Raw genomic sequence first — 12,522 nt, 5'->3', positions numbered from 1 at the left:
AAATCAAAGCGCCGAGGAAACCGATGATACGCGACGAAGAAACCCTGAACATCCTGCTCGACAGCATCGCCCGTTTCGTGCGCGAAGTGCTGGTGCCGAACGAGGCGCTGGTGGCCGAAACGGATACGATACCGCCCGCCATCGTGGCGCAGATGCGCGAGCTGGGCCTGTTCGGCCTGTCCATTCCCGAAGCCTACGGCGGCCTGGAACTGAGCATGGAAGAGGAAGTGCGGGTCGCTTTTGAAATCGCCCGCACCTCGCCCGCCTTCCGTTCGCTGATCGGCACCAACAACGGCATCGGCTCGCAAGGCATCGTCATCGATGGCACGGAAGCGCAGAAACAATATTATCTGCCCAAGCTGGCGGCCGGCGAGATCATCGGCTCGTTCGCCCTGACGGAAGCGGGATCGGGGTCGGATGCAGCCTCGCTGCGCACGACGGCAGTGCGCGACGGCGACTTCTATATCCTTAACGGCAGCAAGCGCTATATCACCAACGCGCCCGAAGCGAGCATCTTTACGGTCATGGCCCGCACGGACCCCGTCAAGCGGGGCGCCTCGGCCATTTCCGCCTTCATCGTGGAAAAGGATACGCCGGGCCTCTCGCTGGGCAAGATCGACAAGAAAATGGGCCAGCAGGGCGCGCATACCTGCGACGTCATCTTTGAAAATTGCAAGGTGCCGGCCGCCAACGTCATCGGCGGCAAGGAAGGCGTGGGCTTCAAGACAGCCATGAAAGTGCTCGACAAGGGACGCCTGCACATCGCCGCCGTCTGCGTGGGCGCGGCCGAACGCATGCTGGCCGACGCCCTCGCCTACGCCATGGAGCGCCAGCAGTTCGGCCAGCCCATCGCGGAATTCCAGCTGATCCAGGCCATGCTGGCCGACAGCAAGGCGGAAATCTATGCGGCGCGCAGCATGGTGCTCGACGCGGCGCGCCGGCGCGACAACAAGGAAGATATTTCGACGGAAGCATCGTGCTGCAAGCTGTTCGCTTCCGAAATGTGCGGCCGCGTGGCCGACCGCTCCGTGCAGATCCACGGCGGCGCGGGATACATCAGCGAATACGCGGCCGAACGCTTCTACCGCGACGTGCGCCTGTTCCGCATTTATGAGGGTACGACGCAGATCCAGCAGATCGTCATCGCCCGCAACATGATCAAGGCAGCGCAAAAGTGAAGGAGGCCGCGATGGACATCCCTTCCCTGCTGGCCGGCCTGCCGGCGCGCCTGTCGGCCATCCCCGCCTACTGGGCCGCGCGCGCGCCCGATGCGCCGGCGCTGCATGAAGGGGGCCGCCACTGGACTTACGCGCAGCTGCAGCACAGTGTGGAAAACGCCGCTCAGCTGCTGCGCCAGCTCGATGTGCGCGCCGGCGACCGCCTGATGGTGGTGGGAGAAAATGGCGCGCTGCAGGTGGCGCTGATTTTCGCGGCCGCCAGCATCGATGCATGGATCGTCAACGTCAATGCGCGGCTGTCGGCGCGCGAGATCGACACCATCGCCACGCACAGTTCCGCGCGGCGCGTGCTGTTCCTGGCCGGCGCCTCGCCGGAAGCGGCCGCCCATGCGACGCGACGCGGCGCCAGCGCTGTCACCGTCGATGGCATGGGACAGCTGCTGGCGGGCGAATTGAACGAGACAGCCATCGCGGAAGACACGGTCCCCGGCAACGAGCAGGTGGCCGCGCTGATCTACACGACGGGCACGACGGGGCAGTCGAAAGGCGTGATGCTCACGCACCGCAACCTGCTGTTCATCGCCGCCGTCTCCAGCACCTTGCGGGGATTGACGCGCACCGACCGCGCCTACGGCGTGCTGCCGATTTCGCACGTGTACGGCCTGGCCTCGGTGGCCCTGGGCACCCTGTATGCGGGCGCCGCTTTATATCTGGTGCCGCGCTTTTCCGTCGATGGCCTGCTGGCCGCATTGAAAGACGATGAGTTGACTATCGTGCAGGGCGTGCCCGCCATGTACGCCAAGCTGCTGCAAACCCTGGGCGGCGCGGAGACTCCCCTGCCGACGCGGCTGCGCTTTGCATACGCGGGCGGCTCGCCGCTGGCGCCATCGCTCAAGCACGAGGTGGAAAAACTGCTGGGCACCGCGCTGCACAATGGCTACGGCATGACGGAAAGCGCGCCAACCATCAGCCAGACGCGCCTGGAAACGCCGCGCCTCGACGATTCCGTCGGCACGCCGATCCCGGGCGTGGAAGTGCGCGTGGTGGACGTCGCCGGCACGGATGTGGCGCCAGGCGAGCCAGGAGAACTGTGGATACGCGGGCCGAACATCATGGCCGGCTATTACCGCGAGCCGGCCATGACGGCTGCCACCATGCGCGACGGCGGCTGGCTCAACACGGGCGACATGGCGCGCCAGGACCCTGACGGCGCGCTGTTCATCGTGGGCCGTACCAAGGAACTGATCATCCGCTCCGGCTTCAATGTGTATCCGCTGGAAGTGGAAACGGCCCTGAACGCCCACGCTTCCGTGGTGCAGTCGGCCGTGGTGGGACGCTCCCTGGACGATGGCAACGAGGACGTCATCGCCTACGTGGAACTGGACCCGCGCCAGCCCGCCAGCGTGGCAGAATTGCAGGCCTGGCTGGCGCAGACCCTGTCGCCGTACAAGTGCCCGTCCGCCATCATCGTCATGGAAGCGCTGCCGGCGGCCGCCACGGGCAAGATTTTAAAGGGGCAGCTGCGGCAAATGGCGCAGAATGCACGATAAGTTGACCATGCAGTACCAGACACGACAATAAAACCAAGCCACATCACCGGAGGAGACACGATGAAACGCACCTACACACGCATCGCCATGGCAGCGCTGGTTGCCAGCGCCTGGATGACACAAGCCAGCGCCGACGAATTCCTGGTCGGCGCGGAAATCCCGCTGACGGGCAACCTGGCGCGCGTCGGCGCCGGCATGCAGGAAGGGATCATGGTCGCGGCCGAAGTATTCAACAAGACCAACGGCAAGCACACGATCAAGATCATCACCGTCGACGACGAATCGGCGCCCGCCAAGGCCATCGCCGCCGTGGAAAAGCTGGCCAGCCAGGGCGTGGTGGCCATCACGGGTGGCTATGGTTCGAACAATATCTCGCCCGCCTCGGACACGGCGAATAAACTGGGCCTCGTCTACATCACCTCGGGCGGCGTGGACGACAGCCTGGTGAGCAGCGGGCGCAAGAATTTTTTCCGCATCAATAACACGGCCGGCTACGAAAAAGCCATGCTGGGACTGCTGCAGGACGTGGGCACCAAGTCCGTCTCCATCGTGTATTCGACCAAGGACGCCACCACGGGCCTGGCAAAAGACGTGGAAAAAGCCCTGGCCGCCAAGGGCGTGAAGGTGACGACGCACTCGTTCGATCCGGCCATTACCGACTTCAAGCCCATCATCAACAAGATCAAGCTGCAGGATAAATCGGAAGTCGTGGCCATGGTCGGCTACGAAAACGATTACGTGGGCATCATCCGCGCCGCACGCGTGCTGAAACCGAAGATCAAGGCCATGGTGGGCGTGTGGTCGCTGGCCACGCCGAAGATGGCGGCCGACTTCCCCGACCTGATGCCGAACGTGTTCGGCACGGCCCTGCTGCCCTTCCCGACGGAATTCAAGACAGCCGACGGCAAGGCCTTCAGCGACGCCTACAAGCAGCTGTACAAGAAGGAGCCGGACTACCTGGGCCAGTTCGGCTATGTGCAATCGATGCTGCTGTTCGAAGCGATCGCGCGCGCGGCCGACAAGGGCACGCTCAAGAAAGGCGGCGTGGCCGAGGAAATGCGCAAGACGGACCGCGAAACCTTGATCGGCCGGGTGCAGTTTGCCGCCAACGGCGACAACCAGAATTTCGTGCACCGCATGGCGCAGCACCAGGACAAGAAAGTGGTCATCGTCTGGCCGAAGGAACACGCGACGGGCAAGCTGGCCTATCCCGCCCTGCCCTGGTAACAGCAGCCTCCCGCTGCACACGCGCGCGCCTGCCGGGCGCGCACCGATGAACGGCAGTCCTGCGCAGTGTAGCTACTGCGCCAGGACTGCCTGACGGGATGACGACATGACAGAATTAATCTTGCAAGCCCTGTATTCGGGTTTGCTGCAGGGCGGCTCCTACGCCCTGATCGCACTGGGACTGGCGCTGGTCTTCGGCACCATGAAAGTGATCAACCTGGCACACGGCGAACTGGTGCTGCTGGCCGCCTACATCGCCTACAGCGTGGAATCCGGGCTTGGACTCGGCCCCATGTTCGCCATTCCCATCGCGCTGGTGATCGTCAGCCTGACATCCGTGGGCGTGTACCTGATCGTCAGCCGCATCAAGAAAGACCGCGAAATCAATTCGCTGATCCTCACCTACGGCATCGGCGTGATCCTCACCAATTTCATCCTGCTCGTATGGAAGGCGGATATCCGCTCGACGTCGTCGAGCTGGCTGCAGGAAGGTTTTGAAATCGGCCCGTTTTTCAGCATGCGCAGCGAAGTGATTTTCTTTTGCGTCAGCCTGGTGCTGATGGCGGCCCTGTGGCGCTGGCTGTCGACCAGCTGGTATGGCCGCGCCGTGCGCGCCGTCTCCAGCAACCGCGACGCGGCCAAGCTGATGGGCATCGACCCGGGCCGCACGGAACTGGTGTCCTTTCTGGTCGCCGGCATCCTGGCCGCCTTCGCCGGTGTCGCCCTGTTCAGCTATGGCGTGATCCAGCCCGCCTACGGCGGCGCGCTGACGGTAAAAGCCTTCATCATCACGGTATTGGCCGGCATCGGTTCGATTCCCGGCGTGCTGCTGGCCGCCGTGCTGCTGGGCGTGGCCGAAGCCTTGACCGTCACCCTGGCCAGCTCCGCGCTGCAGGAATTGTCCGGCATGGTGCTGTTCCTGCTGGTGCTGTTCATCATGCCGAACGGCTTGTTCGGCGCACAACGGAGGCGCGGATGAAGCGCTCGACACTGATTTCCACGGCGGGCCTGCTGCTGGCCGCCTACGTCGCCGTGCCGCTGGCCCTGGGCGCCAACCAGTATGTGATGAGCATGGTGGTGGCGGCCCTGATCATCGGCGGCGTGGCCATGTCCTGGGCCCTGCTGGGGAACCTGGGCGGCATGGTCAGCTTCGGCCATGCGGCGTTCTTCGGCGTGGGCGCGTATGTCTCCGCGCTGGCCACCGTGAAACTGGGCCTGCCCGTGTTTGCCGCCATGCTGCTGGGCGGCGCGGGCGCGGCCATCGCCGCCGTCATCATGCTGCCCGTGCTGCGCCTGCGCGGGCCGTATTTTGCGCTGGCCATCCTCGCCTATGCCCACATCTTCCGCATCCTGGCCACGGAATGGAGTTCCGTCACGGGCGGCGCCGGCGGCATCAACAATATTCCCACCTTGCCCACCGTCTTCGGCTTCGATCTGGCCAGCAAGACGGGCGCCTACCTGGTCGTGCTGACCCTGGTGGTGGCATGCGCCTTTGCCTACAGCCGCATCCGCGCCAGCCATTACGGCATCGCCTTGCGCGCCATGCACGACAGCGAAGACGCCACGCGCGTCGTCGGCGTCAACAGCACCTTGCTGAAAGGCGCCATGCTGCTCGTGTCGGCCTTCGTGGCGGGCCTGTTCGGCGCCTTCAACGCCCACTACATCAACTTCCTGGAACCGGACTACGCCTTCAACAGCCTGTGGGTGACCTTGCCGATCGTGGCGGCCATCTTCGGCGGCTACCGCACGATACTTGGCCCCGTGCTGGGCGCCGTGGTGGTCTACCTGGTCGACCAGCTGATCTTCAAGTCGCTGATCCCCACGGGCCACCAGCTGGTGCTGGGCGTGCTGCTGGTGGCGATGATCGTCTTCAGTCCGAACGGCTTGCTGCCGCTGCTGCAGAAATGGCTGAAAAACGCGTTCAAAGCGAAGGAGAAACAACATGCTTGAACTCGATAATGTATCCGTGCGCTTCGGCGGCCTGACGGCCGTCGATTCCGTCACCTTGAACGTGGGCAGCCACGACGTGATCGGCCTCGTGGGCGCCAACGGCGCCGGCAAGACGACGCTATTCAATGCTATTTCCGGCCTGGTGCGTCCCACCAGCGGCGGCATCCGCTTCGAGGGGCGCGACATCATGGCCACGCCCATGTACCAGCGCGCGCGCCTGGGGCTGGGCCGCACTTTCCAGATTCCGCAACCGATGCATGAATTGACGGTGCGTGAAAACCTGATCGTGGCGCAGCGCTTCGGCACGGGCAAGGTGGACCAGCGCAAGATCGATGAAATCCTCGATTTCACGAGCCTGGCCGACAAGGCCGGGCGCGACGCGGCCAGCGAACTGGCGCTGACGGAATTGAAAGCGCTGGAAGTGGCCAAGGCGCTGGCCACCAATCCGAAGCTGCTGCTGCTTGACGAAGTGCTGGCGGGCCTGGAAACGAACGGCAAGCGCCGCTTCATGGGCATGCTGAAGGACTTGCACGCCGCCTTTGGCGTGGGCATCGTCATGATCGAGCACGATATCGAGACCATCAGCAATCTGTGCCAGCGCGTGGCCGTGCTCAATTTTGGCCAGCTGATCGCCGACGGCACGCCCGATGCCGTGTTCCGCGATCCGGCCGTCATCGAAAGTTATACGGGAGCCGCCCATGCTTAAGATAGAGAATCTGCGCGCCGGCTATGGCGCCATCAATGTGCTGTGGGATGTGTCGCTGGCTATCCAGAAGGGCAAGCTGACCACCATCATCGGCCCGAACGGCGCCGGCAAGACCACCCTGCTGCGCGCCATCATGGGACTGCTGCCGGTCGGCGCGGGCAGCATCGCGCTCGACGGCGTGGCCATCAACGGCACGCCGACGTGGAAGATGAGCGATGCGCGCGTGACGATGATTCCGGAAGGACGCATGACGTTCCGCGACATGAGCGTGGAAGAAAACCTGATCATGGGCGCGTTTCCGAAGGAGCACCGCAGCCACATGCCGGCGCGCCTGGCCGAAGCCTACGCCATGTTCCCGCGCCTGCACGAACGCCGCAAGCAGCTGGCCGGGTCACTCTCCGGCGGCGAGGCGCAGATGCTGGCGATGGCGCGGGGCTTGATGTCGGACCCGTCGCTGCTGATCATCGACGAACCGTCGCTGGGCCTGGCCCCGCTGGTGGTCAACGAGCTGTTCGAGATCCTCGCGCGCCTGAACGACGGCAAGCGCACCATCATCCTGGTGGAACAGAACACGGCGCGGGCCGTGGGCGTGGCCGATCACGTCTACCTGATGCAAAGCGGCAAGGTGGCGCTGTCGCAGGCGGCGCTTGACGTCGACCTCGAGCACCTGCACGAACTGTATTTTGCGCGCTGAGCGATATCAGCCGGAATCAGCTGCACGCGGTTGGCATCACGCTCCGTCGCCCTCGTCGTCCTCGTCGGCCAGCTTGTCGAACACCAGCAGCTCGCTCTTGCCCAGTCCAGCCATGACGAACGGATCGTCGGCAGGAAAGCGGCCCGTATCGACCAGCATGCGCAGCTTGCTCAAGCGCTCGCCCTGCGCCAGGGCTTGCGCCTGCGGATCGGCATCAGCCTGCCCCGCATGCCCGATCGCGCGGGTCACGGACTCGGGAAACTCCCATAATTCGGCGATCCGCACCGACAGGATGCGCGCTTGCGCGAACACCTGGGCAATGAAGGCATCCGATTGCGGGAAGGCATCGGGCGCATGCATCTGGTCGATGAGACGGAACGCCACCACCAGGCCGACATTGGCCATCAGTCCCGCCAGATACGCGTCGAAGGCATTGGCCTGCATGGCGGGCGCGACCAGGTTGGCCGCCAGCGCGCATTTCTCGGACTGACGCCAGATCAGCGGCGCCGTGCGTATGGTCAGCCCGCCGCTTTGCATGCTGACGATGGGGCGGAAGGCAACGCGGGCCAGCAGCATGCGCATGCCGTTTTGCCCGAGCAGCATGATGGCGCCTTCCATATTGTTGATCGACGGGCTGGCGTTGTAGCGCGAATGGTAGCGGGGCCGGTTCGCTTCGCGGTAGACCTCGGCGACCAGCAGCACGTCCTGGGCCAGCTGACGCGACAGCTCGGCCGCGCTCATGTTTTCATTTTGCAAGGTCCGCATCAGTTGCGGAATGATGGCCGGAATGCGCGGCACGAGCGCGGCGCCGGCGACCGGTTCACGGGCCAGGCGCGTCAATTCGTCCAGAATCTCCTGTTCGGCCTGCGGCGTAGCCTGCGCCGAACCCGCGGCCGCCAGCCAGCGGTAGTAGATTGCGTCGATTTCGGTGATGGTGGCCGGCTGCCGTGCCATCTCGGATGCTGCCGCAGCAGCGAGAGGCGCAGGCTTGTTTTTTTCGTCGCCGCCGTTCAGTAATTTTCCTATCCAACCCATTTTGTTCTTCCAGCCCTATCTGCATCACTATCGCGAAATCCGCCCCGCGATTTTACTTGATGATGGCAGCGCCGGTGGGGCGGACGTGGCAGCTTTGTCCACCTGCCGCAACATGCTACAGTGGCACGACATGCCCCCTGCCATGCTCGACAAGCGACCCATCATGAACAATCCACTTGCACACTACATCACCAGCCAGGCGTACAACAACGCCTGGGCCAACCACCGCCTGCTGAAAGCTTGCGGGCAACTGACGCAGGCCGAATTCCAGGCCACGCGCGTCAGTTTTTTCCCCGCCATCCAGTCCACCCTGAACCACATCCTCACATGCGACTGGTTTTATCTCGACGCGCTCGAGCGCGAGCTGCGCGGCGAAGCGCCCCATCCCGATTGCTATGTCTTCTTTGAACAGGATGAACCGTTCACGGATTGCGCAACCCTGCACGCGGCACAGCGCGCATCGGACCTGCGCCTGATCGCCCATTGCCGCAGCCTGTGCGATGCGGACCTGGCGCGGCCCGTGACGATATTGCGCGACACGCCGCAAGTCGACACGCGCCAGCGCATGCTGGCGCACCTGTTCCAGCACCAGATCCACCACCGGGGGCAAGTGCACGCCATGCTGGCCGGCACGCGCATCGCGCCGCCCCAGCTCGACGAATTCTATTGCGCCGGCGAGGCGGACGAGCGGGCGCAGGATTTCCTGGAACTGGGCTGGACGGAAGACGATATCTGGGGACCGCGCTGAACTATTCCTCGGCGTGGCAGCAGACGCACAGCTTGTTGCCGTCCAGGTCGCGGAAGTAGGCGCCATAGTAATGGGCGTGGTAATGGGGGCGCAAACCGGGTGGCCCTTCGCACACGGCGCCCAGCGCCAGCACGGCCTGGTAGCAGCGGTCCACCTGCGCGCGGCTGGCGGCCAGCAAGGCCGTCATCTGTCCATTGCCGGGCGTAGCGGGCAAGCCGTCATGCGGCGCCGTCAGTACGAACAGGGGCCGCGGAGCCTGCTGCGCCATCCAGCCGGCCCAGGGCTTGGCCCGGTCATGGAATTTTTCGATCAGGTTAAGTTCGCCCAGCAAGGCCGTGTAGAAGGCGTAGGCGCGGGGAAAGTCATTGGTACCGAGGCAGATATGGGACAGCATGCTGCTCCTTCATGAATGCAAGCGGGTGTGCGGCGAAATGCGCGAGCTGATTATAATGGCGCATCGCTTTCCGACACGCTCCCATGCCAGACCTCGACCGCCTCCAGCTGCTTCCCCCTTCCAGCGCCGACCTCCCCGCCTTGCTGGCCTTCGAACTGGAAAACCGCGCGTATTTTGAACACTGGGTCACGGCCCGCGCGCCGTCCTACTATCACCACGAAGCCATCGCCGCCGCCATCGAGCAGGCGCAGCGCGAACGTGAGCAAGACCGCGCCTACCAGTACCTGGCCAAGCTGGACGGGCAAATCATCGGCAGGGTCAACCTGACGGGCGTCACCCGCCCCTATTTCAACAAGGCAGCGCTCGGTTACCGCATCGGCGAACGGTTCGGCGGACGCGGCTACGCCACGCGCGTGGTGGCCCTGCTGCTGGAAGAAGCGTTCGGCGCGCTGGAACTGTGGCGCCTGGAAGCGACGGCGCGGCCGCAAAACCTGGGCTCGGTCGCCGTCATGCAACGCAACGGCTTTCATCAGTATGGCAAATCGGAACAAGCCATGTTTTTCCAGAATGCCTGGTCGGACCTGCTGTATTTTGAGCGGCGCAACACGCAATCCAAGGCCTGAGATAGCGCATTTTTCCGTCAGCAACGCGACTTTTATCCTATCAGGGGCGACTTTGTGACAACGCAAAGCAGCGCGATATTGGACTGATAACGTCAAGGTGCGGGAATCTTCCCAACCTTGCCAAGTCCAACATGAAACTGCGGCTACGCCTGTTCGAACACGTGCTGGTGGTGCTGGCCTTGGCCGTCGTCATCTTTGCCGCCGCCATTGTGCTGGCGCGCATGACACAGTGGGCGGAAGCGCGGGAGCTGCCCGCCTATCTCGTGCAGGGCATGCACCTGGTCGGCAAGGTGCTGTTTTTCCTGGACGGCTGTATCGTCATCGCCGTCAGCAGCATCCTGGCCGCCCGGCTGTTCCGCATGCTGACCAAGGAGGATTTATGAACAATCTGCACTACCTGCTGACTCTCCGGCATCCGCGCCGCTTCTGGTACAGCGCCATCGTCATCACCGTGGCCTCGGCCATCGTGCTGGGGCCCTGGCTCGACAGCATCCCATGGCTGGTGGCCATCCCCTTCGTGGGCGGCGGCTTGCTGGTGGCGCTCGGCGAGCTGTGGGATGACATGCACGGCAAGCGGCTGCACAATGGCGGCGACGACACGCAGACACCGTGCAGGCACCCTTGAAACCGGTATGGTGATGCGTGCACGCAACAGCGGTCACGCCATGCCTGCCATTTGCCTGCCCTGCTGCCATATTTAAGACTGGCTTCAGCCTCGCCGTGCATCGTGAACAGGTCGCCAGCAGCCTTGGCGTTTACCATCACCATCACGGGCACAGCCCAGCGAAAGAGCCGACATGAGCACATGGATGCGCGCCAACAAAGGTTTTTTGATGTTTCTGCTGCTGTTCGGCGTGTTCCGCACGGCCGTGGCGGACTGGAATCCCATCCCTTCGGCGTCCATGCGTCCCAACCTGCTCGAGGGCGACGTGGTCTTCGTCAACCGCCTCGCCTTCAACCTGAAAGTGCCGCTCACCGATATCGTGCTGCAGCGCCTGGGCGAACCGGCCCGCGGCGACATCGTCACCTTTTCCTCGCCCAAAGACGGCACGCGATTGATCAAGCGCATCATCGCCCTGCCCGGCGACACGGTGGAAATGCGCAATGAACAGCTGGTCATCAATGGCCAGCCCGTCCAATACACGGCGCTCGACACGGCGCCTGAAACCATCGCCCACGTGGGCCAGCTGACGGCGCAGCGCATCAGCGAACGCAACCAGACGGAACAGCACCGCATCCAGGTCTTGCCGCAAATCGCAGGCGCGGCGCGCAGCTTTGCCCCCGTGACGGTGCCGGCCGACCATTTCCTCATGCTGGGAGACAACCGCGACAACAGCGCCGACTCGCGCTATTTCGGCTTCGTGCCACGCGCATTGCTGATCGGCAAGGCCGAACGCATCCTCGTCTCGGCCAATATCCAGGAGCATTGGCAGCCGCGGCTGCAGCGTTTCGGCATGAAGCTCGAATAAACAGCCCTTGCAACGGCGCCGTGCTTTTCGGTTAGCATGGCGCATCATGCAAAATTTTTCCTTCGCCAGCCAGCAGCCAGCCAGTGACTACGACGCTCTCGATCAGCTGGCGCAGTTCCTGCAGCGCCATCCCGACGTGCTGCTGCTGACGGGCGCCGGCATCAGCACGGCGTCCGGCATACCCGCCTACCGCGACACGGAAGGCGTGCGGCGCGGCAACGCCCCCGTGCAAGGCCCCGATTTTCGCCGCCAGGAAGCCGTGCGCCGCCGCTACTGGGCGCGCAGCATGGTGGGCTGGCCGACCCTGGCGCGCGCCACGCCCAATCCTGGCCACCTGGCCATCGCCCAACTCGCCCAGCGCCAGAGAATAGGCGGCCTGGTCACGCAAAACGTGGATGGCTTGCATCAGCAGGCAGGCAGCGCAGCCGTCACGGAGTTGCACGGCAGCATACATGGCGTCGTCTGCCTCGATTGCCGGACCCGCCACACGCGCCGTCTGATCCAGGATCAGCTCGAACGCGACAATCCGCAGTTGCTGGGCGCCACGGCCACGCCGGCGCCCGACGGCGACGCCTTGCTGGAGCCGTCCCAGCTGGCCACTTTCCACGTGCCCGTGTGTCCCCGCTGCGGCGGCACCCTGCAGCCCGACGTGGTGTTTTTCGGCGATGGCGTGCCTGCCGCCTGCGCGGCCGAGGCCGAAAGCAAGATGCACACGGCCAGCGCCCTGCTGGTGGTGGGCTCGTCCGTCATGGTGTATTCGAGCTTTCGCCTGTGCCGCATGGCGGCCGAAACGGGCAAGCCCGTGGCTGCCATCAACATGGGCAAGACGCGCGCCGACCATTTGCTGGCATTCAAGACCGATGCTCCGGCACAAGACATCTTGCCTGCATTAGCGGCCATGCTGGGCTGATCCCGTGCCGGCCCTGCGCCGCTCTGGCTATACTGTGG

Annotated in this window: 15 protein-coding genes; 13 read left to right on the top strand and 2 right to left on the bottom strand. The window is 64.2% G+C overall.

Going from position 1 to position 12,522, the window contains the following annotated elements; genetic code table 11:
• Window positions 1-23 precede the first annotated feature (23 nt).
• The 7 genes from VM94_RS12000 (at window position 24) to VM94_RS11970 (ending at window position 7,305) form a co-directional block, all read left to right on the top strand.
• Window positions 24-1,178, top strand: coding sequence for an acyl-CoA dehydrogenase family protein (locus VM94_RS12000; RefSeq protein WP_046683698.1), 1,155 nt, complete (start codon window positions 24-26; stop codon window positions 1,176-1,178).
• An 11-nt stretch (window positions 1,179-1,189) separates the two neighbouring features.
• Complete coding sequence (locus tag VM94_RS11995; protein WP_046683697.1) at window positions 1,190-2,728, top strand: class I adenylate-forming enzyme family protein; 1,539 nt, start codon at window positions 1,190-1,192, stop codon at window positions 2,726-2,728.
• Between the two features lie 60 nt (window positions 2,729-2,788).
• Window positions 2,789-3,955: an ABC transporter substrate-binding protein gene (locus VM94_RS11990; RefSeq protein WP_046683696.1), complete on the top strand. Its 1,167-nt coding sequence runs from the start codon at window positions 2,789-2,791 to the stop codon at window positions 3,953-3,955.
• A gap of 106 nt (window positions 3,956-4,061) precedes the next feature.
• On the top strand, window positions 4,062-4,934 hold the full coding sequence (locus tag VM94_RS11985; protein WP_046683695.1) for a branched-chain amino acid ABC transporter permease: 873 nt from the start codon (window positions 4,062-4,064) through the stop codon (window positions 4,932-4,934).
• Window positions 4,931-5,905, top strand: coding sequence for a branched-chain amino acid ABC transporter permease (locus VM94_RS11980; protein WP_046683694.1), 975 nt, complete (start codon window positions 4,931-4,933; stop codon window positions 5,903-5,905). The genes VM94_RS11985 and VM94_RS11980 overlap by 4 nt, the downstream gene beginning before the upstream one ends.
• On the top strand, window positions 5,898-6,611 hold the full coding sequence (locus tag VM94_RS11975; RefSeq protein ID WP_046683693.1) for an ABC transporter ATP-binding protein: 714 nt from the start codon (window positions 5,898-5,900) through the stop codon (window positions 6,609-6,611). The genes VM94_RS11980 and VM94_RS11975 overlap by 8 nt, the downstream gene beginning before the upstream one ends.
• The gene (locus VM94_RS11970; RefSeq protein WP_046683692.1) at window positions 6,604-7,305 is read left to right on the top strand and encodes an ABC transporter ATP-binding protein; all 702 of its coding nucleotides are present in this window, start codon (window positions 6,604-6,606) and stop codon (window positions 7,303-7,305) included. The genes VM94_RS11975 and VM94_RS11970 overlap by 8 nt, the downstream gene beginning before the upstream one ends.
• A 36-nt stretch (window positions 7,306-7,341) precedes the next feature.
• Here VM94_RS11970 and VM94_RS11965 read toward each other — a convergent pair whose 3' ends face one another.
• Entirely contained in the window at window positions 7,342-8,259 is a 918-nt protein-coding gene (locus tag VM94_RS11965; protein ID WP_052755732.1) for an HDOD domain-containing protein, read from the bottom strand.
• A 244-nt stretch (window positions 8,260-8,503) separates the two neighbouring features.
• Here VM94_RS11965 and VM94_RS11960 point away from each other — a divergent pair, with 244 nt between their 5' ends.
• Window positions 8,504-9,088 carry a DinB family protein gene (locus VM94_RS11960; RefSeq protein WP_046683792.1) on the top strand — a complete coding sequence of 195 codons (585 nt, stop codon included), beginning with the start codon at window positions 8,504-8,506 and terminating at the stop codon, window positions 9,086-9,088.
• Window position 9,089: 1 nt separating this feature from the next.
• Here VM94_RS11960 and VM94_RS11955 read toward each other — a convergent pair whose 3' ends face one another.
• On the bottom strand, window positions 9,090-9,482 hold the full coding sequence (locus VM94_RS11955) for a VOC family protein (RefSeq protein WP_046683690.1): 393 nt from the start codon (window positions 9,480-9,482) through the stop codon (window positions 9,090-9,092).
• 83 nt (window positions 9,483-9,565) lie between these two features.
• Here VM94_RS11955 and VM94_RS11950 point away from each other — a divergent pair, with 83 nt between their 5' ends.
• The 5 genes from VM94_RS11950 to VM94_RS11930 all read left to right on the top strand — a co-directional run bounded on the left by VM94_RS11950 (window position 9,566) and on the right by VM94_RS11930 (window position 12,484).
• On the top strand, window positions 9,566-10,105 hold the full coding sequence (locus VM94_RS11950; protein WP_046683689.1) for a GNAT family N-acetyltransferase: 540 nt from the start codon (window positions 9,566-9,568) through the stop codon (window positions 10,103-10,105).
• 131 nt (window positions 10,106-10,236) lie between these two features.
• Window positions 10,237-10,488: a hypothetical protein gene (locus VM94_RS11945; RefSeq protein ID WP_035817681.1), complete on the top strand. Its 252-nt coding sequence runs from the start codon at window positions 10,237-10,239 to the stop codon at window positions 10,486-10,488.
• Window positions 10,485-10,730 (top strand): hypothetical protein, encoded by a 246-nt coding sequence (locus VM94_RS11940; RefSeq protein WP_046683688.1) that lies wholly within the window; start codon window positions 10,485-10,487, stop codon window positions 10,728-10,730. Before VM94_RS11945 ends, VM94_RS11940 begins: the two co-directional genes overlap by 4 nt.
• 172 nt (window positions 10,731-10,902) lie before the next feature.
• A complete protein-coding gene (gene lepB / locus VM94_RS11935; RefSeq protein ID WP_046683687.1) occupies window positions 10,903-11,574 on the top strand; it encodes a signal peptidase I in 672 nt (223 codons plus the stop codon).
• A gap of 46 nt (window positions 11,575-11,620) precedes the next feature.
• Window positions 11,621-12,484 (top strand): NAD-dependent protein deacetylase, encoded by an 864-nt coding sequence (locus tag VM94_RS11930; protein ID WP_046683686.1) that lies wholly within the window; start codon window positions 11,621-11,623, stop codon window positions 12,482-12,484.
• Window positions 12,485-12,522: the final 38 nt, after the last annotated feature.

It is taken from the genome of Janthinobacterium sp. KBS0711 (genome assembly GCF_000988085.1).
Taxonomy (GTDB): domain Bacteria; phylum Pseudomonadota; class Gammaproteobacteria; order Burkholderiales; family Burkholderiaceae_D; genus Janthinobacterium; species Janthinobacterium lividum_E.
The sequence above is the reverse complement of the archived record's forward strand: the minus strand, read 5'-3'. Positions and strand labels throughout refer to the sequence as shown.

Coding starts and splice junctions, on each gene's coding strand:
- VM94_RS11945 (WP_035817681.1), top strand. CDS start 10,237: ATGAAACTGCGGCTACGCCTGTTCGAACACGTGCTGGTGGTGCTGGCC.
- lepB (WP_046683687.1), top strand. CDS start 10,903: ATGAGCACATGGATGCGCGCCAACAAAGGTTTTTTGATGTTTCTGCTG.
- VM94_RS11970 (WP_046683692.1), top strand. CDS start 6,604: ATGCTTAAGATAGAGAATCTGCGCGCCGGCTATGGCGCCATCAATGTG.
- VM94_RS11955 (WP_046683690.1), bottom strand. CDS start 9,482: ATGCTGTCCCATATCTGCCTCGGTACCAATGACTTTCCCCGCGCCTAC.
- VM94_RS11985 (WP_046683695.1), top strand. CDS start 4,062: ATGACAGAATTAATCTTGCAAGCCCTGTATTCGGGTTTGCTGCAGGGC.
- VM94_RS11950 (WP_046683689.1), top strand. CDS start 9,566: ATGCCAGACCTCGACCGCCTCCAGCTGCTTCCCCCTTCCAGCGCCGAC.
- VM94_RS11990 (WP_046683696.1), top strand. CDS start 2,789: ATGAAACGCACCTACACACGCATCGCCATGGCAGCGCTGGTTGCCAGC.
- VM94_RS12000 (WP_046683698.1), top strand. CDS start 24: ATGATACGCGACGAAGAAACCCTGAACATCCTGCTCGACAGCATCGCC.
- VM94_RS11995 (WP_046683697.1), top strand. CDS start 1,190: ATGGACATCCCTTCCCTGCTGGCCGGCCTGCCGGCGCGCCTGTCGGCC.
- VM94_RS11930 (WP_046683686.1), top strand. CDS start 11,621: ATGCAAAATTTTTCCTTCGCCAGCCAGCAGCCAGCCAGTGACTACGAC.
- VM94_RS11940 (WP_046683688.1), top strand. CDS start 10,485: ATGAACAATCTGCACTACCTGCTGACTCTCCGGCATCCGCGCCGCTTC.
- VM94_RS11975 (WP_046683693.1), top strand. CDS start 5,898: ATGCTTGAACTCGATAATGTATCCGTGCGCTTCGGCGGCCTGACGGCC.
- VM94_RS11980 (WP_046683694.1), top strand. CDS start 4,931: ATGAAGCGCTCGACACTGATTTCCACGGCGGGCCTGCTGCTGGCCGCC.
- VM94_RS11965 (WP_052755732.1), bottom strand. CDS start 8,259: ATGGCACGGCAGCCGGCCACCATCACCGAAATCGACGCAATCTACTAC.
- VM94_RS11960 (WP_046683792.1), top strand. CDS start 8,504: ATGAACAATCCACTTGCACACTACATCACCAGCCAGGCGTACAACAAC.